Origin of the sequence: Acinetobacter sp. SwsAc6 (assembly GCF_013391565.1) — a bacterium.
Taxonomy (GTDB): Bacteria; Pseudomonadota; Gammaproteobacteria; order Pseudomonadales; family Moraxellaceae; genus Acinetobacter; species Acinetobacter cumulans.
This window is the reverse complement of record NZ_JACAXE010000009.1, coordinates 64,487-87,628: the sequence shown is the minus strand read 5'-3', so window position 1 is coordinate 87,628 and position 23,142 is coordinate 64,487. Positions and strand designations below refer to the sequence as shown.

The following is a 23,142-nucleotide window of genomic DNA, read 5'->3' as shown; positions in this document are numbered from 1 at the left end:
TGATGATTACAACCCCTGTTGCACTGTCGTTACCCACGTAGGTAGCGCCCAAGCGCCACCAATAAATCCTTTACATTGTACGGTTCGTGCTCGATAGCTCAGTACAAATCGGCTTCCATTCCACGCCCACTCAGTTGTGCTATTACAATCAGCAATACCACGGCCACGTTGGTTGGCAAAAATCTGCCCTTCACTAAAACTATTCGCTGAAACCGTCACCAATTGCTTCACTTGTTTTAACTGCCGATCCATCAGCCAATAGCCATTGCCATAATTATAAGCTGCGCGCCAACAAGGAATTTCCAGCAACAGATTTTGCTCATTAATTGGATACGCAATCACACGATCGCCCTCCATAAAATTCTGTTCAAATATTAAAGGACAATCAGATGCTTTTACCTGTTTTTTGAGTTGTACATACAACTGCTTGGCTGTTTTTGAATGCACACTATAACGGCTTTGCATACCTTTTTGATAATGCTGAATATTTACCTTCGGCATTTCTTGTGCTTTTAACACCTTATCAGAAGCGGTCTTGCCCTTACGTAATGTTGCAGAGTTTGTACCAATACGGCGCTGGAAATCATCCATACGCAATAGCACGGCACTTGCCCCATCTACAGACAACTGCCAACGCTGTTTGCCACTTCCCCATAACACGGGCTTAGTGCCTTGTAGTGCAGTTAACAATTGCTCTGTTTGACTCGCATCCAATACGCCTTCACCCGTTTTAGGATTGATATTAATCCAGCTTTGCGGTTTACCATCTTTATAAAACTGCAATGCGCTTTGCACACCATCCAATGCTGTCGCATCAATTTTCACGCGTGCACTCAATTTGCTTTGTGCACCTGCTACGCGTTGTAGCAATACTGAAATAATGGAACTTTGTTGCTCTGCTTGATAACCCGCAACACGGCAAGTACCAGTATTGTCACATGCAACTTCCCAATCTTTATGCGCAAAATATTGGCCTTCAATTTGCGCATGCCCCAAGGCACTACACATCACCAGACTTAAGCCAATCCCGCATTGGATGATAAATTTATTTTTTTCCATTCCTTTGGCTCTAAATTTATCCTAACAGCATGTTAAAACCGTTTTTGATGAAATACCAGCCCAAAGCATTGACTACACAGCACAGCTAAGCTTAAGGCGCATCCGTTAAGTTGTCTAATTTCTGTATTTTTTTGACCCGTGTACGTTCATCACTCAATACTTTAATTAAATCATTGGCCAAACCTTTTAATAAGCTCATATCATCTTCACTAAGTTTTTTCGGTAGACGATCCAAAATACAAAAACTCCCCAAAGCAATGCCTTCACGGTTACGTAAGACCACACCTGCATAAAATCGAATCCGGTTATGTAATAGTTCAGGCAAATGTGCAAAACGCGGATCCCTCTGTAAATCTTCAATAATCAAACTTTCATTTTGATAGACCAAATGACTGCAAATTGAATCATGTTTAGATTGCCGTGCTTTCATTGGGTCACCTACATCCTGAGCAAGTGGACTAGCAGGCGTATACACCCAGTCCTGTTTAACCCATGAAATTTGGGCATATTTCACATCAAAGGCTTGTCTTGCCTCCTCTATATACTGGGTATAAATACTCAGATTCTGCGCATCAAAAACACCCAGCTCATCCAAAGCTTTTACACGTTTTTCCTCAAGTTCTAGGTCAGGCTCATCTAGCCATTTTTCACCTTGGCGTAACCTTAAAGCATCAATACTGAGCAATAAATCATTCATGTTATTGACCACAGCATCTGCATCAAACTGAGCTTTGATCTGATCTAATTGCTGTACATCATCACAACTCCACAAAGCGAAAATGAGCTTTGTATCTGGGTAATACTCTCGAATACGATGGCTCAATAGTCGCACTTGTGCTTCGGGTGCGGTATGAAAAATTGAAATACAGATAATCTGCACGGTGCTATTTAATGCGAGCAATGCTTCTGATTGCCCCTGAATGAGAACCTCAGTATATGCCTGAGCAGGAATTTCTCTTAAATTCAAACTATGCGCCAGCATCTCTGACACTTGTACATCCACTTCCCAGCGCGCCCCAGCACACCAGACCTCAGCCAACGCATTTGCATTGACATTTGCAAGGCTATAAGTTTGTTGAAAATGATGATTAAAACGTTTTAAGCCTAAATGTAAGCGTAAACGATGCTCTGCACTGGCCTCTGTATTATGGCCTCTCGAAAAAATTCGAATCGCTGGAATCGCCACTTGATCATAAAATTGATATATCCGACGTACGCGCTGTTCTGGCGTCGCCTTTTTGGGTAATTGATCTTGAATATAACCATTAGCCACATCCATAGCATCTTGCACATCATCTGCCACCAAGCGTTGATAAAAACGTTCATAGGGAGCCAAAGCTGGCTCACTGCCCAACAAAATTTTTAAAAACCTTAATGCAGGTACGTAGTTAGACAAAACCAACAAACAGGCCGTCAATGGTGTAGATAAAATTAAACCAATTGGCCCCCATAAGGTGGTCCAAAAGGTGGTTGCCAAAATAATTGCCAGCGCTGATAGCCCAGTACTTTCACCATATAGCCATGGCTCAATAATATTATTACTGATCAGTTCTAACAGCAAAATTAAGCCGATCGTCCATAGCACCATATTCCAGCCTGGATCTACAGCAAAGGCTAAGGTAATGGGGAAAACTGCAGAAATCATTGGACCAACATAAGGAACAAAGCGCATGACTACAGCCACCATGCCCCACATAATGGCCGCAGGCACCCCAATAAACCATAGCCCTGCCGCCATTGGAATGCCGTAGGTTAAATTGACCGTGAGCTGCATCCTTAAATACGTTCCGATTCTATTCGCGGTTTCATCAAGCGCATCGGTTCCTATATTTAAATTACCACCCAACATTTTTAAAAAACGGTCATGTAAATCTTTACGATTAATTAAAATTAGAATTACGAATAAGAACACAATACCCGCGGTTGCCAATGGATTCAGCACCCGATCGCTCCACTCCAGCGCGGCTTCTGCTGTACTTTGCTCCTGCCCAACCACTTTGACTTTTTGCACACTTGGATCAGGCTCTTCAGGAATGGTTTTATCAATAGAGCCTTCAATAGTATCTAAAGTATTTTTAGCCCCATCCCACACGCTCGGACCTTGAGAATACTGCCGTACTGAGTTTAGTTTTTTTTGTATAGTGCCATGATATTGTGGCAATTCCTGACTTAATTGCCCCAGTTGATACCCCAAATATGTCGCGGCACCTGACAGCACACCCAAAACCAAAGTCACCACCAATGCAATCGATAACCATTGAGGCAGGCCTCTTTTTCTTAGTCGCATGACTAAGGGATCCACTAAAAATGCCAGCAAAATCGCCAAGGCCAAAGGAATAAGAATATCCTTCCCCCAATACAAGGTAGCAATGACCAAAGCACTAATAATAAAACCTGCTGTGATGCTGATGATTTTTTGCAAGCTAGCAGGAACTGTTGCAACGGGGGAATTTATCCCATCAACAGTCTTGTCATTTTTCGGCAGTGGCTGATACGGTGCATTGGTGCTATTTTTGTTTTTATGATCCATTGTCTTCGTCCTGAACCATGAATTCTTATTGTTAATTTAGGCTGAACATCAAACACTGCGTATGATAATCATGTAATGATTTGCAACGTTAAGGCACAAGTTAATGTGATTTAAAGCTTTTTATGGCTTGCTCATCATGCTGGCTTTAATCCCATGATGCCATTAGAAAAATAAGCAGATATATATTAGAAATACAAAGGGATGGCCTGCTGAGTAGCAAAATCCACAGGCAAGGAAATATGTTGATGCTGAATTTTCCAGCCTTGCGCAGTTTTTCGTACAGCCAATGTAGAACGACACCAAGGAATTTTAGGCGTTTCAACACCATCATCTCGGTCAACTTTAGAATAACAACTAATAAAACCCATACTTTCAGTGGCGTGAATGAGTACATCTCGACGATAAACCCGAACATTGGCTTGGAACACACTGCTATAACGTTGCCATAAAGCCTGATAGGCTAATATTCCAGATGTCTGGCTACTGGTATCAAAGAAACAAACATCTGCAACGCAATAGCCCACGATTTTCTGAATATCCAACTGACACACCACATTATCCCAAGCGGATAAAAATTCTTGTATTTCTAACCCAGCCTGTTGCTCTCCATGAATTTTGACTGGATAACTCATTCTTTATTGTCCTGTGAATTGCGCTACCCTTTGGCTTTTACCCTAAGGCTCTCAATTTAAATTTAAGGCAGTTGTACTGCGGTTATTTTCCAGCTAAGCCCACGGCGTTGCATCATAAATCGAGTGTTTTGTTCTACATGCGTATTTGATTTTGCCTCGTGTGGCACGATCACTTCAAAGCGATTCCAACTCGTATAGTGTGCCTGTGGTCGACTGCGCGCTTGCTCAACAGCATGAGAAGCTTGCACAAGATCGTCATCGGCTGTCAGCTGTAGACCTTGTGTCTCTGTATCACTTATGGGCTGTGCTTCCTGCCATACATTTTGCACAGAACCTAACACAGATTTTGCACCCAATAAATCCTCTTTTTGAATCAACTCGGATAAGGTTTTCCCTTGCATTAACAGCATCAATGTCTGTGGATTAAGCACCATATCGACTGCATAGTCTGAAAACTTCTGACTCAGTTTAACTTGCCATTTTTGTAGGCTTGGGGGCAATGACTCACCTCCTGTATAGTGCTGAAAACGTTGTTCTAACTGGGGTTTTAAACTAATTTTAACTGCATCGTAATCAATGTATTGGGAAATTTTATTTGCCTGATTTTGTTCATAGGCTTGCTGAATACGATGCAACACCCAATAGGGCGAAATCACATAAGTCAGTATGGCTAAGCCTAGCCCCACAAAAAAACTGTATTTCAATACCTTCATCGTGCCTATATTCATTCCATACAAAAAAGACCTAGGTTAGTTCACCTAGGTACTTTTATATTTTTTGCTTTACATCATTTTCAACTCATCATCATTCGATGCCATTACGCTGTGCATCAATTCATCATGATGAAAGATTTCAGACTCTGATGACAGCGTATAGCTTTAGGTCGTTATATCTTTAATGACGGTTGAAACTCCATTGGTTTTGACCGATTCAATGCCCTTTTCACGCGATTGCTCACTGGCATAAAATTGACTCGTACCAATAATTTGATGATTGGCGGCTTTTAAATTGAAATATGGTTTCCCATTTTTAGCTTCTAATCGATCATAACGCTGATCATCGGTACAGTTTTTTTGCACAGACTCAATGCCGTTGTGTGCCGATGCTTTTGCTTTATACAATTCACTCGTCAAAATGGGTTCGCCATTTCCTGCTTTCAGTACAAAGCGAAATTGACCATCACTTGCAAGCGATATTTCATACCAACCAGCCATACCACACCTCTTGTTATTCTTAACTATTTTTAGAACATATTTTAATCAACATACCTTATTTAAAACGCTAAATAAATGCCATAAACTAAAAAAATTGCTGATTTTTTTAAAAATAGAAGTGCGTATGACATCATTAAAAATAGCGCTGAAAAGCGCTATTTGAATTTAGGCTTGAACCAGTTGCTTACTGTAGGTGGTTTTCGTCATTTCTAACACTTCAACGCACATTTGTACCGTCATACCTGACTGAGCAGGTAGAACCTGTTGCAAGGCTTGTAAGAGTTGCTCAGAAATTTCAGCTTGGGTTTCTAAACTTCTGCCACTCAGTAATGACAATTTAATATGCACATAAGCCTGCGTCTCATCTGGCTCTAATCCAATCAACCAATCCTGTTGACATACTGCACGGCTTTTAATGTCTAAAGCCGAGCTCACATGACCCGTTGCAAAAAGAGTATGGTTTAAGGTTTTGAGTACCTGCTTGGCATCAATATTTTTAATATTGTTAGAATATTCAACATGAATATGAGGCATGGTGTGGTTTCCCAACGAAGTAAAAACAAATTATGCCTGATCCCCCAATACGACGCATGCTTTCACCCTCTTAAAAAGCTACAAGTTGCAACGTATTGGGAATAGCTGATTAATATCTGGTCAATATCAAACCCTAAGGTATTTAAACTTTTTTGACATATTCAGATTTCAGTTTAATCGCACCAATTCCATCCACTTTACAGTCAATGTCATGGCCATCTGATGCTTCTGGTACAAGGCGAATACTTTTTACTTTCGTGCCCACTTTAACTACAGATGATGAGCCTTTAATTTTAAGATCTTTAATCACGGTTACAGCATCGCCATCGGCTAAAACATTGCCATTAGCATCTTTAATAACGACCTCTTGTTCGCTCAGGTCTTGTTCACCTGCACGCCATTCATGTGAGCACTCTGGGCAAATCAATAAGTCACCATCTTCATAGGTATATTCAGATTGGCATTTTGGGCAATGGGGTAAAGTCATAACAACCTCAAATGTGGATCAAACACAAAAAAACGGCACAATACATGCCAAAAAAAAGCCACTATAACAGGAAGCTAGAAAGACATACAAAAACTATGGTTATTTAGCTCATTTAAAAATACGAGAACTCAGTACAAAATTTCATTCGCTAGATCTGATCTATCAATACGCTTGGCGAAGCAAATCACCTATTTAACAGCGTCGCAAAGCAGGTCAAAATTATTGGTCTGGAATAGATGGATTCACTAAAAAAGACAGTAACTGTAAAGACTCCTGCCAGCCTAAATGGCATGCATCGGGTGGAATCACATCTGGAAGTCCCTGTTGCACTATCGTAACTTCTGTACCCACAGACACTTCTTTTAATTGCACAATTACTTCAATTTCACCCGCCAGTTCTTCCGCATCAAATATATCGCTATAACGTAGCAACTGGTTTTCAATCACCTCATGATAACGACCATGAAAAGCATGGCTGGTTCCCGTTGAAAAGTTGGTAAATGACATGCGGTAACTGCCCCCCGTGCGCACCTCTGCGTGTTCAACCTTTGCAATAAAACCATGAGGGGCCATCCACTTTACTAAGGCATTAGGATCGGTAAATGCACGAAATACGCGCTCAGGTGGTGCTGTAAATATACGTTGTAGGTGAACTTTATGACTCATGTGCATACTCCTTATAGTTTTTGTATTGTTCCAATACTCTGCGATCTGTATTTATTGTTTCGCTTTTTTTCTGATTGACACATATAACGCGTTCAATAGATCAAATCAAGTCCGCTTCGAGTGTAGCCTCCTTTAGGAGCTTTACGAGGTCCATAACATAGACCGATATTCATGATGTTAATTTAAATACACGAACAATATTTGACAGTGTTCAAATGCTTCTACAGCCAAATAAAAAAAGCCTAATCGAATAAGACTAGGCCCTTTTTTAAATTTGCACGGTTATTGGCTGTTGAGTTCTTCTTCTGGATCAAAGTCTTCATCATCATAAATATAGGCCATACAGCCCCAGCCGTCATACTCACCCTCAAATTGCACGGCAATTTTGCTAAACCATTCTTCCAAATCGACAATGTCGGCATATTCAGGTTCCATATACACATAAATGGTAATTACCCATTCATTGGTATCTTCATCCTCAAATAAACTGATTTTTTGTTCTTCTTTTAGCAAATAAATCGCACACTGATCAGCTTTTTCTTCACTGGTAAACGCAATTGAATATTCAATTTCATGCGCTTCCGTCAAGTCATCACCATCTTCATGCATTTGCCATAGCACATTGCCATTGTCATCATCTGGATATTGTTCGTAATCGCGTGACATATTCGAATCCTTTTATGATTGTCATTGGTTCTCGATATAAAGTAGCCGATTTTTATTGCAATTTGGCGATTTATTTACAAAACAATGCCTCACCTTTGCCTTGACAACATATTCTCAGCCACAACTGCTTACTTAGGCTAATATTTAATGCACGCTTTGTACCAATACTTACTTTTACAAAAATATTGTGATGGCTAGACCCGCATTTAAAAAGGCACAACACCTTGAATTTCCAAATGTTCGCCACTCAAAGGTTGCTTAAAAGCCAAATAACTCGCATGTAAAGCCATGCGATTGAGTGGACTCCAATCTGGATTAGGATGATACAGTCGATCGCCCGTAATAGGATGCCCAATACTCATTAAATGCACACGTAACTGATGGGAACGCCCTGTAATCGGTGTGAGCAGTACACGGCTGATATCTTGGCTGGCATCATAATCTAAAGCTTTATATAAGGTTTGTGCAGGCTTACCCAGTTCATAATGCACCATTTGACGCGGTCGATTTTCCCAGTCAGTAATTAATGGCTCATTAATACTACCCTCACCTTTGAGCTCGCCCTGCACCAAAGCGATATAGTTTTTCTTTACCGTGCGTGCTTGAAACATTTTACTTACCGCAACTTCTGCATCGCGATGTTTGGCAAACATTAAAATGCCTGATGTCGCCATATCTAAGCGGTGGGTAATTTTGGCATTGGGATATAAAGCCAATACACGCAAATAGGCGCTGTCATGATGCTCAGGTAAACGACCTGGCACAGACAATAATTCCGCAGGTTTATCAATAATCACCAAATCATCATCTTCATAAACAATCTGAAGTGGTCCTTGGGGAGGCATATATACAAATTTTTCGTCAGCAGGCATGAGGCTACAGCATTTGGAGCAGGTTCGGGCGAAAAATATCAACTGCACTGCGGTGTGTCAATCATCTGCCAACGGTTCAGCTCGCAAAACACATTTGCCAGACTTGCGATTGCTGTGTACAAAAATATAGCTCAGGAATGAATTATACATCTGACATTAAACGTTCTTAACCACGTGTAAGTCATGTCTATTAGCACACAAATTAGAAGATATGTTCGAGTTGATTGGGTTGCTTTAAAATGTATTTTCTATTGAAATGCTTTTTTGCTGGTTGTATTTGGTGTAGTTTTTTTTAGTTGTTCATTTTTATTGGGTGATCACTTGAATTTTGAGGGTGGTGTCAGAGAAAACGGTTGGTTTACTTCAACTATTATCACTTTGTAAGTCATAATCTTATAGCCTATAAACTCTTGGTCTATAGCGTCCTAAGCCGAATCGAGACCTTGTGGGTAAGTACTGCTCTCGCGTCGTGCGCCCTCACAGCATGCTGCTCTTTTCGATCTCTATCACACCCTTGAGATAAAGTTTAGAAAAAAGCAGGCGGGATTGTTTCCCTACTACAGACTCATTTTTATCTATTTTGGAATTTTTTTTCACCCATTCGTAAAAATATTAAAATACTTTTCAAACCTAGTAAAAATAGGCATTCAAGATCGCAAATAAGCATTAAAAAATCTATTTTTATTTCACGATCTCTTCGCTAGAGGGTTTCAATACAACAGGCTAAACCACTTTATGAGCTACACGCCACTTCAGTATCCCCCTTTAAATACTGTTGTTTGAGTGCATCCAACTGACCATTTAAAAAACGATCCAAATATTCATGTGCTTTTCTTAAATTGAGCTGTTTAAACTCAACATAATCTTTGGTTTTACGCTTAAATAAACCAAAGACTTCACGTTGTTCTGAAATGACTTCGATGTCGCTTTGTAAGACAAACTCTAAGGAATCTGACGTCGATAATTCATTTAAGCTAATTTTAATGGACTGGCTCGACTCGGGATTGGTCACCATAAAATAAGCCTGTCGCCCCTGTAGCTGAAGTAGCAATAATTGCAAATTAAACCAATGCATCGCATCAAATGCTGTTGATGCTTCCGCAATACTTTTGACATGTACCAATTCTAATTCGTTGTCTGAAGCATGGTGTGGATGCCGTATTTCAATATCAAACTGAGCCATTGCAATAATCCCCCTAGCAAGAAACCTATAATTATTTTAAGGGATTAAATATCGACTGGATGATCATGTTTTTAAATCAAAAGTTCAAAGCTTAAAGTTAAATTTTGATTAAATAATGATCTATTTCACAGTTTTAATTTAAAGCATGTTAAAGCTTAAATTCTATGCCGACCAACGGCTAAGCCCTTGTTTCCATTCATCGTATATTTTTAGGCGATGAATGGAAAACACACCTACATCAGATTCTAATGAATATTGAATCGCAATTGACGACACAAGATAAAGTAGCTTATTTATGGCGCTGTTTATTCATCTCTTCGAGTAAATCAAGCTGTACCTGCTGAATTTTAGTAAGTCGATCCCACTGATGTAAAAGCAAATGGTCAACTTTTTCATGCAAATGTCGGATTTCAAGTTCTGCTTTTAAGTTCACTTGATAATCATTTTCTGAGCGCTGTCGGTCTTTGGCTTCTTGTCGGTTCTGGCTCATCATAATAATTGGCGCTTGCATGGCGGCCACGCAGGACAAGAGTAAATTTAACAAGATAAAAGGATAAGGGTCGATCGGGTTTTTCACCATAATGATGCTATTGACCGCAATCCAAACAATTAAAAACAGCGTAAAGCAGATTAAAAAAGTCCAACTACCTCCAAAAGTCGCGATTTTGTCTGCGAGTCGGTCGCCCAAAGTCCACTGCTGTTCTAAGGTGGTTTCTACATTTTTACTAATCAGCTCATGTTGTTGCATGCTGTGCAACACTTCAACTTCTAAGTCCGAGACTTCACCTTGCTCGGACTGTAAAAGCGATTGTACATACTGCACACGGTAGCGCGTTAAGTCACTTAAGCAAATGTAGTCCTGTGGTTTCCACGCTGGAAAGTCTTGGCTAATTTCTTGCGTAATGCTTTCTCTGACCGTACCCATTGGAACTAAAAAATGCGAACTGAATTTTTTTTGGCACACTAAACATGGAAAGGTTTCATTTTTTGCGTTCATATACACGCCCCTAGTACGCATCAATCGTCCATAAGCACATTCATGCCAATGTTTTTTTATATTTTTACCCGTTGATTATTTTGACGCAATGTATGGTGCGAAACTATAAAATTTTTAAAAATAGTTCCATTTTTAAACTGTATATCCATGCTGTTGGCTATTCAGCATTTTCAATTCCATACAGCCACTCCATGTATGTATAGAATGAATTCTGGAATAATCTTGATATAGCTTGAGCTGAATAGATGCGTGCAATTTTGCTTGTAGGGAGGATGTTCGACTTTTAATCTGGGGTTTATCTATTTTAGTTTTTATCTGTTTTGATTTTTAGTTCTTTTTATTTAATGTATGCATTATTTGTCAGAATTTTTTAGGGTAGTGTCAGAGAAAACGGTTGGTTTACTTCAACTATTATCACTTTGTAAGTCATAATCTTATAGCCTATAAACTCTTGGTCTATAGCGTCCTAAGCCGAATCGAGACCTTTTGGGTAAGTACTGCTCTCGCGTCGTGCGCCCTCACAGCATGCTGCTCTTTTCGATCTCTATCACACCCTTGCGATCTATAGTAGCGAAATGACTTAGGGATTAATTTCCGAAGTTTTACTCATTTGAGTTGATTTCAGAAATATTTTTCATATTTTTAAAATTTATAAAATATTTTTCCATAGACACGCTTTTTAGAGATATTTTCATCGTTCTTTATGTCATCTTAGCGAAGAATTTTCACAATCCAGCTCCGCCATATAATTTTTAAAAGAGATCATATTTAAAAATAGCTTTGCACCCACTGTGCTGTAAACCACCACGCACTTAATGCCGACATGCCACAGAGCAAATTGGCTAAGATTTTATTTAATTTACTTAATTCAGATCCATATACTTTAATGTTGATTACATAAGCCAAAGCGCCATATAACAAGCCAATCGCCCCACCAAATATAATGAGGACCAAAGGCCACGCCGCATACGCATGCGCTTTTTTAGGTAGTTTATGGCCAACATCTGTTACTGCTAGATTATGCATGCACGCTTTCCTTACATTAAATGGGTTGATATGAAAATTTTGCATGGTGCTTGTGCATTTATGGCAAGCACTGTATCTGCATTGCATCATTCATGTGATGCTCAGGTTGATTTAGCAATATTTAGGCCATGTACATAGATGTTTGCATAAGCTCCAACGTTTAACACCATTTACACTACTGCATAATGATAATCACAAGCCTTTTACGACCCTACTTTGGCTGATCTGCGCCTCACTTGATCATCCAAACTCAAATTACTTTTTAAGCGCGAAAAAAAACTCCACCCGAAGGTAGAGTTTTATATTTAGGCTGCGCAGTGTGGCAACATACACGCGATGAAACAGCCAAAAAAGCTTTGATCAGTTAAGGCTTACAGCAGGCACAGCCTTCTACTTTTTCTCTGGGCCAGTTCATTCTGGCACGTTTATAAGCCAGCTCAAAATCGGCAAAATAGCCGATTAATATTTGGTCATCGTATTTTGGTAATGCCTCACAGCCAATATCCCCATTATGTATTAAGTGCACACCTTTTTCTGTAGGTTGCTCATCTACAATAAATTTTATCATTCACAGCTCCCCCTTCATTTTGTTTTAATCGTTCAAGCTCGAATAAAACCATAAAAACCTTATGGTTTTAATTCCATAATAAAATTATGCCTTTTATGGGTGAAAATCAATCGTTTTTAAATGATAAAAATCAATTAAGTTGCTAGATTTAAACTCTACTTTTATTTTTAAGGATGATGCATAACAGTTACACCATGTCGGATCTCACTGCATTCTTTTTGGCTTTAATCCAACGTACAAACCAAATCATAGCCACAATGCCCAAGACCACCACCAATACAGGCACTAAAAAGGCCAAGATCGACAGTACAAATGCGCCTATCCACTCGCCTGTAGACAATACTGGGTTGGCTATACCACCTGTGGTGGCTATGGATACGCCCCGTGCGGCAACTGTACTCATCTGCACGGCTGTGGCTGTACCGCCTCCTACAATAATAGCTGCAGCCCAACTGGCAAATTGGGACATTTCACCTGAGCTGACTGCCATTGTGGTAAGTGTGCCTGCGACCATGGCTGCTGGTGTGGCAATGGTGTCGAGCATGTTATCTACCCACGGAATGTAATACGCACCTATTTCACAGAGTGTGGCAAAACCTAAGGCAATACATACCGATGGCATGGCCAGCCATTCGAAGCCTTTCATGGGCTCAAACCAGCCCATAATGGCAGCTAGGCTCATGACCAGTAATGGTACAAATACGCGAAATCCGCATGCTGCGCTAAGTCCTATGCCTATGCAAAGGCCAAGTAGTGTTTCCATGCTATGTGTCCTGTTTTGGCGGTCTGTATTTTATTTTTACTTTTTTTGAGCGAACAAAAAAGCCCTATGCTGTAATAGGGCTTTTATTTTAAAACAGGATTGGCTGTTTTAATGTGCTGTGCTTAGGCAACCTTATCGTTGTATTCGGTGCCCAGACATTTGGTACAAGGTGGTAGACGATCAGTACCAATTTCTAAGTAGGTGCGGTGGCCGCATTGAACACAAAAATAGAAGCCTGTTCCTGGTTTAGAGCCTGCAATTACCATTTTTGTTCTCCATGTGTTTTTAGAAATGGTAGATTGAGTATAACCCTCTTGTGATGAATGTCTATTGGTCATTTCGACAATTGATGAAGGCATTTAGGCAAAGTATGATTTCGCCTCGAAATTTTGGTGGGTTTATAATAGTTGCATTTTGAATGCAAAGCCCTTCTTTAGACATAAAAAAGTACTTTTGGTAAAGCTTACATCCCCCTTAGACTGCCCTTTTTTTATGAGATTGTAGCGGTTAGGCAATATATAAAATAAAAAACCGCCTTTTAAAAACTAAAAGGCGGTTCCCAACATCACACTACTGCATTGTTTTTGTATATTACACTCTGACCAATTACTACTCGAAACAGGACAAAGGTAAGTCCACTTCATCGGCTCTACATATACAAGGTAGCACTTAACTTTAAGAAACTTTCACAACTTCAAAATGATAAACATCCACCATTCTAAAGTCTAAAATATCACCGTCTTTCGCATCCAAATCTGCTAATAACATTCCTGTTCCTGATTGCTTCCCACGCTTGCGTAGAATGTTTTTATCCCCAGCAATATCACTCATAAATGACTTAGTTCCACTACCACATTTATAGCTAATTTTTAATTCTGTTCCCTTATTTTTGGAATTAGTTCCTCCGATACAATCTGTTGGAAACACTGAAATCATCGAATTTAAATAAATATGATCATTCTTTAAATTTGCTTGATTAATAGAAACTTTCATATCAACATCCTTCTCTATGTTTTTTTCAATGAAATAATCATAACTCAGAAAAGCAACACTCACAACAACCTTATGAGTTTTTCTTTGAATTTTTCATAAATATGGTAAAGTATTCTAAATCTTCAACTGATCAACCTAAAAATGGCTAAAGAAAAAGTTATTTCCAAAGATGAATTTTTCCAAAATATTTTTGAATGTGCTTTAGGTAATTTCTCCACAATGGAAACCTATATGGACATTCATGGGCTTATGGATCAAATATTTGGAGTTAATAATTATGAAGAATTAGGATCTGCTTATGATTTACCAACTTTTTGTCTTACTCAAGACGAAAATATTGCCAAACACCATTTTATGAATGGAACTATATGGTATCCGTTCGAATGTGTTTACGAATATGCTGTTAATGGCAATGGTCAAAAATGCTGTATTGACGAATTAACTGACTGTGTTGATTTCATGCATATTTTGCATTCAGATCATTTTCAAATTTCTTCTGGCTCACATGAAATTATAACCATGGCATTAGTTCGCCATGCTTTAGAATTCGATCCTACTGTTAACTATATCGATATAAAAGACAGTAACTACCCACAAGCTATCGCTCATTTAGCTGACATAGACCTTAGAACTTTAAAAAATGCTGTTAGTGCTGGTGAAATAGAAGCCATTTCAAAAAATGTCCTATGCGCCTCTTCTCTGAAAAAATGGCTTTTATCAAGAAAAGGATTTAAACCGACATTTTATTCAGATCAAACTCAAACATACTTTTTTAACTCACCAACTTCTTTTGCAAGCATCCTTAAAAATTCAAAAAAGACTTTAGCTGATAAATTTGATCCTAGTGAATTGATCAATACATTCCCGAATCAGACGAATATTATTGAACAACTAGAATTAGGTATCTTTGTATTACCTATAGATGCATTACCTCTAATCGCTAAAACCTATGAAATTCCATATCCAATTTTGTTTAAGCAAATTATGCAAACCTATTATCCAAAAGAATATGCACTTTTAACTAATTAATCTTTTGAAGAACATTTTATATAATGAAATTCTTTCCGCTTAACAATTCAATTGTTCAAAAGCTACGTCATAATCATCCCGCACTTATAGGTCGACGATTACATGGAAGTGGCAAATTTTCAGGAATATTTGAAGGGTCTACAGAAAATTCCGTACTCAAATTATCTATTGATAAAGCAAGTTATATTTTTAATACCAATAATCATTACAAGAATAAGCATTTCATAAAGCTGGTGAAGGATTATGGTCAAGTCGGAATATACTCGTTACATCACAATATGAAGCAACCTAAATCAACTCATACAAACTTAATTCAGGTTCCAATTTATCTATATGAAGTTGAAAAACTGAATAAAATTACGTCCAACACTAAAAATCATGAACTAGCGCGATACTTGGTTAAGAATTGGCAAAAATATAATGCATTGTCATGTAGTGATGATTTAAAAAATAGTGTTAATAATTTTGTATCACACTTACGCAGCCAATCTATTGCTACCAAAAACTTTCAGTCGATAATAGATGCACTAGATCAATTAAAAACCTTTATGAATCACTGCAATAATGAAAGTGCATTTTTCGACTTACACTCTACCAATATGATGCAACGGGAAGATGGCACCTTAGTCTTTTCAGATCCAATTGCCGACTTCCAGATTTATAGCTATTACTATAGAACTTATAAAACACAGTAAATGATTTTAAAAACTCATATACTTTTATATTTACCCCTTCTTTTTTAAAGAAGGGGCGAAAAATTTAAATTAAACTTTCCTTTCTAAAAAGTCCTGTGCAAAGCGTTGCCATACAGAGCCTGCTTCATATACAGATACTTCTTTTCCGATAAATAATTCAATCAAATTAAAGTAAAGCTAAATTTTGTGTCTTCGATATGTTTTGAAAATACAAAATCTAGATTAATTTCCCTGAATTTATTTTCATTTATTAAAGTCGTAAGATAGGCTTCATCTTGTGGAGTAGGATGCACACCTAGGCACCATAGAAAACGTCCAGTTGTTATTTTTGAGCCTCTTATTTTTTCATATTTTTCCATATCTTTAAGCATATAGCGAATACAATGAGAAATATTTTTATGCTGTTTGATTTCTAAAGGAATAGAACTTTGCTTATGCTTTTGACGGATCATGAAATCAATTGAGCAAATATCTTTTTCTTTGGATATACGCTTATCAAATTCAAACCGAACCTCTCTTTCAACGGCTGAAATCTTCTCATGTTTATACATAAATATTGCAAACTCAACTTGTAACCAAATTTCCCACCCTTTGATTTCAAATTTTTCAAAGTCTATAAGTTTTTTAACGATTGCTTCTTGTTGAAAAAACTCATCTGCTATTTCTTTCAAAAATTGAAAATCTTCTTTTAATTGTCTCAAGTTATATTTTCCTATAAAAACCCCACATAAATGTAGGGTCTTTTTACAACAAAATCAATTATTTCAGCTTAAAATCTTAAGCCACATTCCCTTCTAAAAAGTCCTGTGCAAAGCGCTGCAATACACCACCCGCTTCATACACAGATACCTCTTCTTCAGTATCCAAACGGCATGTTACAGGCACTTTAACAATCTCTTCTTTACCATCAGCAGTTGAACGCTCAACCACCAAAGTTAAAGTCGAACGAGGCGCAATATTACCAATCACGCTATACAACTCAGTACCATCAAGCTTAAGCGTCTTACGGTCAGTACCTGCTTTAAACTCAAGTGGCAGCACGCCCATACCCACAAGGTTAGTACGGTGAATACGCTCAAAACCTTCAGCAACAATCACTTCTACACCTGCAAGGCGCACACCTTTAGCAGCCCAGTCACGGCTAGAACCTTGACCATAGTCTTTTCCTGCAATAATGATCAGCGGTTGCTTACGGTTCATGTAAGTTTCAATCGCTTCCCACATACGCATCACTTCGCCTTCAGGCTCAACACGCGCCTTAGAACCCTGCTTGATCGTACCGTCAGAGCGAACCACCATTTCATTAAACAATTTAGGGTTGGCAAATGTTGCACGTTGCGTGGTTAAGTGGTCACCACGGTGCGTTGCATATGAGTTAAAGTCTTCCTCAGGCACACCCATTTTCTTCAAGTATTCACCTGAAGCCGAATCCAACACAATCGCATTCGATGGAGATAAATGGTCTGTGGTGATGTTGTCACCCAAGATTGCAAGCGGACGCATATTGGCTAAGGTACGTGGTGCTGCAAGCGCACCTTCCCAATACGGCGGACGGCGGATATAAGTACTTTGCGGACGCCAGTCATACAGCGGGCTAGATGCTTTCTCATTCACGCCCAAATCAAACATTGGAATGTAGATTTTTTTGAATTGCTCAGGCTTAACAGCTTCTTTTACCAATGCATCAATTTCAGCATCAGACGGCCAAATGTCTTTTAAGTAAATTGGGTTACCGTCTTTGTCATTGCCTAAAGAATCTGTTTCAATGTCAAAACGGATTGTACCTGCAATCGCATACGCTACAACTAAAGGAGGTGAAGCCAAGAAAGCTTGTTTTGCGTATGGATGGATACGGCCGTCAAAGTTACGGTTACCTGAAAGTACCGCAGTTGCGTACAAGTCACGCTCGATAATTTCTTGCTGAATGACTGGGTCTAAAGCACCTGACATACCGTTACACGTAGTACATGCATAGGCTACGATACCAAAACCGAGTTTTTCTAAATCACCCAATACACCTGCTTCTTCAAGGTATAAAGCAGCCGCTTTAGAGCCCGGTGCAAATGATGATTTCACCCAAGGTTTACGCACTAAGCCAAGCTCATTCGCCTTACGTGCAAGCAAGCCTGCTGCCACCGTATTACGCGGGTTTGAAGTATTGGTACATGAAGTAATGGCTGCAATAATCACAGCGCCATCTGGAATTAAACCTTCCGCTTCTTGCGCACGTGCTGCGTCTAAATTGCCTGCAATGCCTTTAGCTTTTAAGTCAGCCGTTGAAACACGAGCATGCGGGTTTGATGGGCCAGCAATGTTACGCGTTACAGTTGAAAGATCAAAACGAAGTACACGCGGGTATTCCGCTGCTGTCATATCCGACGCCCAAAGACCAATTTCTTTGGCATATTTTTCTACAAGCTGAACTTGCTCTGCTTCACGGCCTGTCAGCGTTAAATAATCAATGGTGTTTTGGTCAATGTAGAACATGGCGGCCGTTGCGCCATATTCAGGTGTCATGTTCGAGATCGTCGCACGATCGCCTACAGACATGCTGTCCGCGCCTTCACCGAAGAATTCTAAATACGCACCAACTACACGCTCTTTACGCAAGAATTCAGTCAATGCTAAAACGATATCGGTTGCGGTAATGCCCGCTTGACGCTGACCGACAAACTCAACACCAATGATGTCTGGCAGACGCATCCAAGATGCACGGCCGAGCATTACGTTTTCAGCTTCTAAACCGCCCACACCAATCGAAATTACGCCAAGCGCATCGGTATGTGGTGTATGTGAATCTGTACCTACGCAAGTATCAGGGAAGGCCAAACCACCACGGTTTTGAATCACTGGAGACATTTTCTCCAAGTTGATTTGGTGCATGATGCCGTTACCCGCAGGGATCACATCCACATTTTCAAACGCTGTTTTCGTCCATTCAATGAAATGGAAACGGTCTTCGTTACGGCGGTCTTCAATCGCACGGTTTTTCTCAAATGCGTCTGGGTCAAAACCGCCAAACTCTACAGCTAAAGAGTGATCGACAATCAGCTGTGTTGGCACAACTGGGTTCACTTTAGATGGGTCGCCGCCTTGGTCAGCAATGGCATCACGTAAGCCTGCAAGGTCAACCAGTGCCGTTTGACCTAAAATGTCATGACACACCACACGTGCTGGATACCAAGGAAAATCATGGTCTTGTTTGCGGAAAATCAACTCTTTTAAAGACTGCTCTAAAATCGCAGGATCACATTTACGTACCAGCTGCTCTGCCAGTACCTTTGATGTATATGGTAATTTTGCGTATGCGCCTGGCTGAATGTCTTCCACGGCTTGACGCACATCGAAGTATTCTAGCTGGGTACCTTGCAGCGGTTTACGGTAGTTGTTGTTCATGCCTTCCTGCCCTCATACATTTTTTTGCAGCTTATTTTTTGACGTTTTCGTCTTATGTCGCTAGGCATACTACACTGTCAAAACCCCATTTCCCAAATCTTATATTTTTCATAAACTTAACATAAAAAACAGGTGTTTTAGAAACATTTGGTTACATTTGTTTTTGTATATTTACTCTAAATCATGTTTTCGCCCAAAAATCAGGCAATTTCAAACCCATTCTTTAGTCTTATATCCACGCTAAAGCAGACGTTCATACTTCAATTTTACTGGAAATATCCATTTTTAATGATCAATCTCAGTTGCTGCTATTGTCTTTTTTTCGCTTGACCTCCTTATTTAGGGATTAAGCCATCGCAGAAAGCGACTTAAACTGCTGAATATTCTCCTCTCCCTTTAGGTATCTTGCTTTTTCCGCCTAATTCGAATTGTGACATACAGTTCAATCCATCATTTTGATGTCGGCCTTGCTCGTTTTGCCATCACACGCTGCCACAGTTTTGAGGTAGCGTTTTCTTCTTTTACTGCATGCATTTTCCCTAGCTGAGGCAATCAGCTCGGTCTGACTATGTGCTATATTTCAGTCCATATATTTTTAGTATTTTGCATAGGCGATCTTATGACTGGCGCTTCCCTCAGCTTCCAAAAATTCACCTTAAATGGTGTAGATGCACAAAAATTTTTACAAGGCCAAGTAACCTTACACGTCGAACGTCTCGAAGAAAATCAAACACGTTATACCGCTATTTGTGACCTAAAAGGCCGTATTCATTTTGGTTTGTGGCTCACTAAATTGAATGCTGAAAGTTTTGAGATTGTGACTACTGCCGATCAAGCAGAAGAATTTGCCAAACATATTAAAAAATTCGGTGCTTTTTCTAAAATGAAACTGGAAGAAGTTGGTGCCGTTTTCCCAACTTTAACTGAAAACACAACCACCTTCGCAACTGAAGCAACAGATATTAGCGCTTGGGAAATTCAAGCCATTCAAGCAGGCCAAGCCTATATTGACCAAGCCATTGAGCATGTTTTTCAACCTCAAGAGCTACGTTTACATCAGCGTGAAGGCGTACACTATGACAAAGGCTGTTATTTGGGCCAAGAAGTCATCGCGCGACTTTGGTTTAAAGCGAAACCGAAAGCTTGGCTACATGCAATTCAAGGTACAGGAACTGTACCTGCACAAGCTGAACAGCTCCATGCGCAAGTACAAGTGGTGAATAGTGCTGCGACTGAAAATGGCTATGTGGCTTTGGTTGTGGCACGTCCAGACGCACTGGCTGAATTAGCTATAACCGTTTTAGATTTGCCTGAAGCTTTAAATGGCGATGTGGCACGTCCGCAGTCAGCTTAAATAAATTCAGAAGATAGCTACATTTAGCTATCTTCTTTTATAATAAATCTAAGTTTTAAATTTTAAAATTCATCATGTTAATTTGACTATTTTTAAACTAAAATGCACTCCGAATTTTAACAATAAACTATATAACGATGCATCAGACACAATTTCAAGACCCAAAGCATAAGTTAATCGCACTCTACTATGGTGGTTTTTCAATATTAGCAGTTTTAATGATATTTTATTTTATTGGTTTTCTTAATCTTTTCTCAATTAACAATATTATTTATCTACTGTTCCTTCTTCAACTTATCATTACAATTTCTGGCAGTTATCTTTACTGGAAACAAAACATTAAAGGTTTAATAACCCTAAAATGGATAAGTTTTAGTTTGATCTTCCTTATATGTACGCCTTATTTTTTATATATTCCAAATATTGCACTTATTTTTGGTTTTTACATAGAAGCAACTCCTGATTCTTTTTTCTATCTACTAAAAGCACATATAGGCTACAACACGTCAATAAAATTCAATACAGCTGGAACATTGCCTTGGGGCTTTGGTTTAAATTTTATTGAGTTAATTATGTTCTTACTTTTTAGAAAAATTTTAAAAGAAATTCTACAGCAAACATAGAAATAGAAGAGTTAGAAACTTCTCTCATTAATGATCATATTTTATAACATCAAACCCACAGCCAAAGCCTAAAGACGTTGGCTTTTTATCACTCATTTTTTTCCCTCACATAATAAATCACCCCTGCCCGATCATCTGAAAAATAAAATGATTTTCCATCGATCTTATAAATATCAGCAGGTCGCCCATACAACTTTTTACCGACTAAAAAACCATCCATAAAGGTTTCAAGTTTTTGTCCTTTACGCATCATTGCAATTTGATAGCCATGACCAATCGCCTCGTCGGTAGAGCCATGCAGGGCCACTAAAAACGCATTTTTAATAGTGGCATCGGCATGAGGGTCATCAAAATAATCAAAACCCAATGCAGAGGAATGTGAAGGGAAATAAGCATAGGGCGATGGAACATTTTTACAGCCAGATGCACGTTTAAATTTAGAATCCGCCAAGACTTTGCCCTGCCATGAATAACATGCAGGCCAGCCATAATCGACATCTCGTTTTAACGCATAAAAAGTTTCATCTGGCTTTTTACTTCCCAAATGATCGGAACCTTGATTGGTTGCAAATAGAAATTTTCCGATCCATTTTAATCCAACTGCGTTACGTAAACCTGTCGCATACATCCGTTGCTCTGAACCATCAGGATTCATCTCGATGACTGAGGCTCGCACTTTTTCTTTTTCTACACAGGCGTTACAACTCGAGCCAACCGACACATAAATTTTTCCATTTCTACCAACTGCAATCGTCCGTGTCAGATGCCAACCACCGTATTTATAACTCAAACCATAATCGGGAAATGTCGCTAAAACTTCAGCCTTATTCGATGGCTGAGTCTCTCCTCTGCTGAATTTTTGCCGGGTCAGTTGGTGCGTTTCCGCCAAATAAAGCCAATCCTGTCCTTGAGCATCGGTATAAAACTGAACTGAATTTGGATTTCTCAACCCCGTCAAATAAGGAATGATTTTGCCAAATTTACCCGTTTCAGCATTCCAATCATCCAATATATACACAGTGCCTTTTTTATTATCTGTTAAATCATACATATCCGTGACAAACATTCTGTGATCAGGTGCTTGTGCAAAAAAGCGTCCCCGTTTGAGACCTTCCGCTGCTGGAATAATTTCATACTGTGCAGGCAAATTTAATGAAAACTGCTTGCCATTTTTTAAATGGATTGGATAAGGTACAAGCTTGGGTTGTTGAGCCCAACTGGTCATTGAACAGACGAAACTTAGGATCAAGATGGCGCTTATTTTTATCATATTTAAATACATCTCAATGAATTATGTATATCTATATTCATCATAGATAGCATATCTCTAATTTATTCAGTTTATATTTTTATAAAATATTATTATTTTGAAATTTAAGGTTTTTTAAACCATATACGCTGTTAAATCACACAACAGTCAAAAAACAAGGAGGAACTTTATCCCCCTAATTTCTTCGTTGTTATAATCATGTTTTTAATTAAAAACCATGAAACAACTTATTCATATCTTTACAAAGATAATCTTTAAAGGAAAAATCACGTGCATGTTTAGCATCAAACTTAACTCTAAGTTCCCCTTTTTCAAAGATATAAACCCGATCTTCTTGACTCACTAAAAACTCAGCGCCAAGCTTCATTAGTAGCGCATCTATTTTATCTTCATGTGCAATGCTTTCATCTTGATTCACTTTGTCATAATTTCGCTTAATGCTTTTAATAAACATTTAAGAACTCACTCGTATATTACAAAAGCGATTAAAACAAACTGAGTAACAAATGCAAAAGATATTTTAAGTTTGTCGATGCAATATAAAGTAACTGAGATATTTTTAAACGCTTAAAATATTTCACAGAA

25 protein-coding genes are annotated in these 23,142 nt (G+C 38.9%); 4 read left to right on the top strand and 21 right to left on the bottom strand.

Features of this window, described 5'->3' with window-relative positions; genetic code table 11:
• Positions 1 to 6: 6 nt before the first annotated feature.
• The 17 genes from HYG93_RS08755 to HYG93_RS08675 all read right to left on the bottom strand — a co-directional run bounded on the left by HYG93_RS08755 (position 7) and on the right by HYG93_RS08675 (position 14,190).
• Entirely contained in the window at positions 7 to 1,059 is a 1,053-nt protein-coding gene (locus HYG93_RS08755; protein WP_121595005.1) for a DUF1176 domain-containing protein, read from the bottom strand.
• A 91-nt stretch (positions 1,060 to 1,150) separates the two neighbouring features.
• Positions 1,151 to 3,589, bottom strand: coding sequence for an AI-2E family transporter (locus HYG93_RS08750; protein WP_178962360.1), 2,439 nt, complete (start codon positions 3,587 to 3,589; stop codon positions 1,151 to 1,153).
• A 185-nt stretch (positions 3,590 to 3,774) separates the two neighbouring features.
• Positions 3,775 to 4,221, bottom strand: coding sequence for a nuclear transport factor 2 family protein (locus HYG93_RS08745; RefSeq protein WP_106986556.1), 447 nt, complete (start codon positions 4,219 to 4,221; stop codon positions 3,775 to 3,777).
• 62 nt (positions 4,222 to 4,283) lie between these two features.
• A complete protein-coding gene (locus HYG93_RS08740) occupies positions 4,284 to 4,949 on the bottom strand; it encodes a DUF2939 domain-containing protein (protein WP_117006401.1) in 666 nt (221 codons plus the stop codon).
• 150 nt (positions 4,950 to 5,099) lie between these two features.
• Entirely contained in the window at positions 5,100 to 5,435 is a 336-nt protein-coding gene (locus HYG93_RS08735) for a YegP family protein (RefSeq protein ID WP_106986554.1), read from the bottom strand.
• A gap of 165 nt (positions 5,436 to 5,600) precedes the next feature.
• A complete protein-coding gene (locus HYG93_RS08730; protein ID WP_117006400.1) occupies positions 5,601 to 5,969 on the bottom strand; it encodes a 5-carboxymethyl-2-hydroxymuconate Delta-isomerase in 369 nt (122 codons plus the stop codon).
• A gap of 142 nt (positions 5,970 to 6,111) precedes the next feature.
• The gene (locus tag HYG93_RS08725) at positions 6,112 to 6,456 is read right to left on the bottom strand and encodes a zinc ribbon domain-containing protein YjdM (RefSeq protein ID WP_117006399.1); all 345 of its coding nucleotides are present in this window, start codon (positions 6,454 to 6,456) and stop codon (positions 6,112 to 6,114) included.
• 219 nt (positions 6,457 to 6,675) lie between these two features.
• A complete protein-coding gene (locus HYG93_RS08720; RefSeq protein ID WP_106986551.1) occupies positions 6,676 to 7,122 on the bottom strand; it encodes an SRPBCC family protein in 447 nt (148 codons plus the stop codon).
• 282 nt (positions 7,123 to 7,404) lie between these two features.
• Entirely contained in the window at positions 7,405 to 7,788 is a 384-nt protein-coding gene (locus HYG93_RS08715) for a ribonuclease E inhibitor RraB (protein WP_106986550.1), read from the bottom strand.
• Positions 7,789 to 7,994: 206 nt separating this feature from the next.
• Positions 7,995 to 8,660 carry an RluA family pseudouridine synthase gene (locus tag HYG93_RS08710; protein WP_117006398.1) on the bottom strand — a complete coding sequence of 222 codons (666 nt, stop codon included), beginning with the start codon at positions 8,658 to 8,660 and terminating at the stop codon, positions 7,995 to 7,997.
• 733 nt (positions 8,661 to 9,393) lie between these two features.
• A complete protein-coding gene (locus HYG93_RS08705) occupies positions 9,394 to 9,843 on the bottom strand; it encodes a hypothetical protein (protein ID WP_117006397.1) in 450 nt (149 codons plus the stop codon).
• Positions 9,844 to 10,132: 289 nt separating this feature from the next.
• Positions 10,133 to 10,840 (bottom strand): DUF1003 domain-containing protein, encoded by a 708-nt coding sequence (locus tag HYG93_RS08700; RefSeq protein WP_178962358.1) that lies wholly within the window; start codon positions 10,838 to 10,840, stop codon positions 10,133 to 10,135.
• A gap of 768 nt (positions 10,841 to 11,608) precedes the next feature.
• Positions 11,609 to 11,866, bottom strand: coding sequence for a hypothetical protein (locus HYG93_RS08695; RefSeq protein ID WP_178962356.1), 258 nt, complete (start codon positions 11,864 to 11,866; stop codon positions 11,609 to 11,611).
• Between the two features lie 364 nt (positions 11,867 to 12,230).
• Positions 12,231 to 12,434, bottom strand: a complete 204-nt coding sequence (locus HYG93_RS08690) for a hypothetical protein (protein WP_106986545.1) — start codon at positions 12,432 to 12,434, stop codon at positions 12,231 to 12,233.
• A gap of 187 nt (positions 12,435 to 12,621) precedes the next feature.
• Entirely contained in the window at positions 12,622 to 13,197 is a 576-nt protein-coding gene (locus HYG93_RS08685; RefSeq protein ID WP_178962355.1) for a DUF4126 domain-containing protein, read from the bottom strand.
• A gap of 122 nt (positions 13,198 to 13,319) precedes the next feature.
• A complete protein-coding gene (locus HYG93_RS08680; protein ID WP_178962371.1) occupies positions 13,320 to 13,535 on the bottom strand; it encodes a hypothetical protein in 216 nt (71 codons plus the stop codon).
• Between the two features lie 337 nt (positions 13,536 to 13,872).
• On the bottom strand, positions 13,873 to 14,190 hold the full coding sequence (locus HYG93_RS08675; RefSeq protein ID WP_178962353.1) for a hypothetical protein: 318 nt from the start codon (positions 14,188 to 14,190) through the stop codon (positions 13,873 to 13,875).
• 141 nt (positions 14,191 to 14,331) lie between these two features.
• On the opposite strand from HYG93_RS08675, the gene HYG93_RS08670 reads away from it, so the two are divergent.
• Positions 14,332 to 15,219 carry a hypothetical protein gene (locus HYG93_RS08670; RefSeq protein ID WP_178962351.1) on the top strand — a complete coding sequence of 296 codons (888 nt, stop codon included), beginning with the start codon at positions 14,332 to 14,334 and terminating at the stop codon, positions 15,217 to 15,219.
• A gap of 23 nt (positions 15,220 to 15,242) precedes the next feature.
• Positions 15,243 to 15,914 carry a hypothetical protein gene (locus HYG93_RS08665; RefSeq protein ID WP_178962349.1) on the top strand — a complete coding sequence of 224 codons (672 nt, stop codon included), beginning with the start codon at positions 15,243 to 15,245 and terminating at the stop codon, positions 15,912 to 15,914.
• A 161-nt stretch (positions 15,915 to 16,075) separates the two neighbouring features.
• On the opposite strand, the gene HYG93_RS08660 is transcribed toward HYG93_RS08665, so the two are convergent.
• The gene (locus tag HYG93_RS08660; protein WP_178962347.1) at positions 16,076 to 16,615 is read right to left on the bottom strand and encodes a hypothetical protein; all 540 of its coding nucleotides are present in this window, start codon (positions 16,613 to 16,615) and stop codon (positions 16,076 to 16,078) included.
• 76 nt (positions 16,616 to 16,691) lie between these two features.
• Positions 16,692 to 19,310, bottom strand: coding sequence for a Fe/S-dependent 2-methylisocitrate dehydratase AcnD (acnD, locus tag HYG93_RS08655; protein ID WP_121532371.1), 2,619 nt, complete (start codon positions 19,308 to 19,310; stop codon positions 16,692 to 16,694).
• Positions 19,311 to 19,929: 619 nt separating this feature from the next.
• Here acnD and HYG93_RS08650 point away from each other — a divergent pair.
• Both HYG93_RS08650 and HYG93_RS08645 read left to right on the top strand, forming a co-directional pair.
• Entirely contained in the window at positions 19,930 to 20,664 is a 735-nt protein-coding gene (locus HYG93_RS08650; protein WP_178962345.1) for a folate-binding protein YgfZ, read from the top strand.
• A 137-nt stretch (positions 20,665 to 20,801) separates the two neighbouring features.
• Positions 20,802 to 21,287, top strand: a complete 486-nt coding sequence (locus HYG93_RS08645) for a hypothetical protein (RefSeq protein WP_178962343.1) — start codon at positions 20,802 to 20,804, stop codon at positions 21,285 to 21,287.
• 88 nt (positions 21,288 to 21,375) lie between these two features.
• On the opposite strand, the gene HYG93_RS08640 is transcribed toward HYG93_RS08645, so the two are convergent.
• Positions 21,376 to 22,557 (bottom strand): sorbosone dehydrogenase family protein, encoded by a 1,182-nt coding sequence (locus HYG93_RS08640; RefSeq protein WP_106985969.1) that lies wholly within the window; start codon positions 22,555 to 22,557, stop codon positions 21,376 to 21,378.
• A gap of 208 nt (positions 22,558 to 22,765) precedes the next feature.
• Entirely contained in the window at positions 22,766 to 23,011 is a 246-nt protein-coding gene (locus tag HYG93_RS08635) for a hypothetical protein (protein WP_106985968.1), read from the bottom strand.
• Between the last annotated feature and the right edge of the window lie 131 nt (positions 23,012 to 23,142).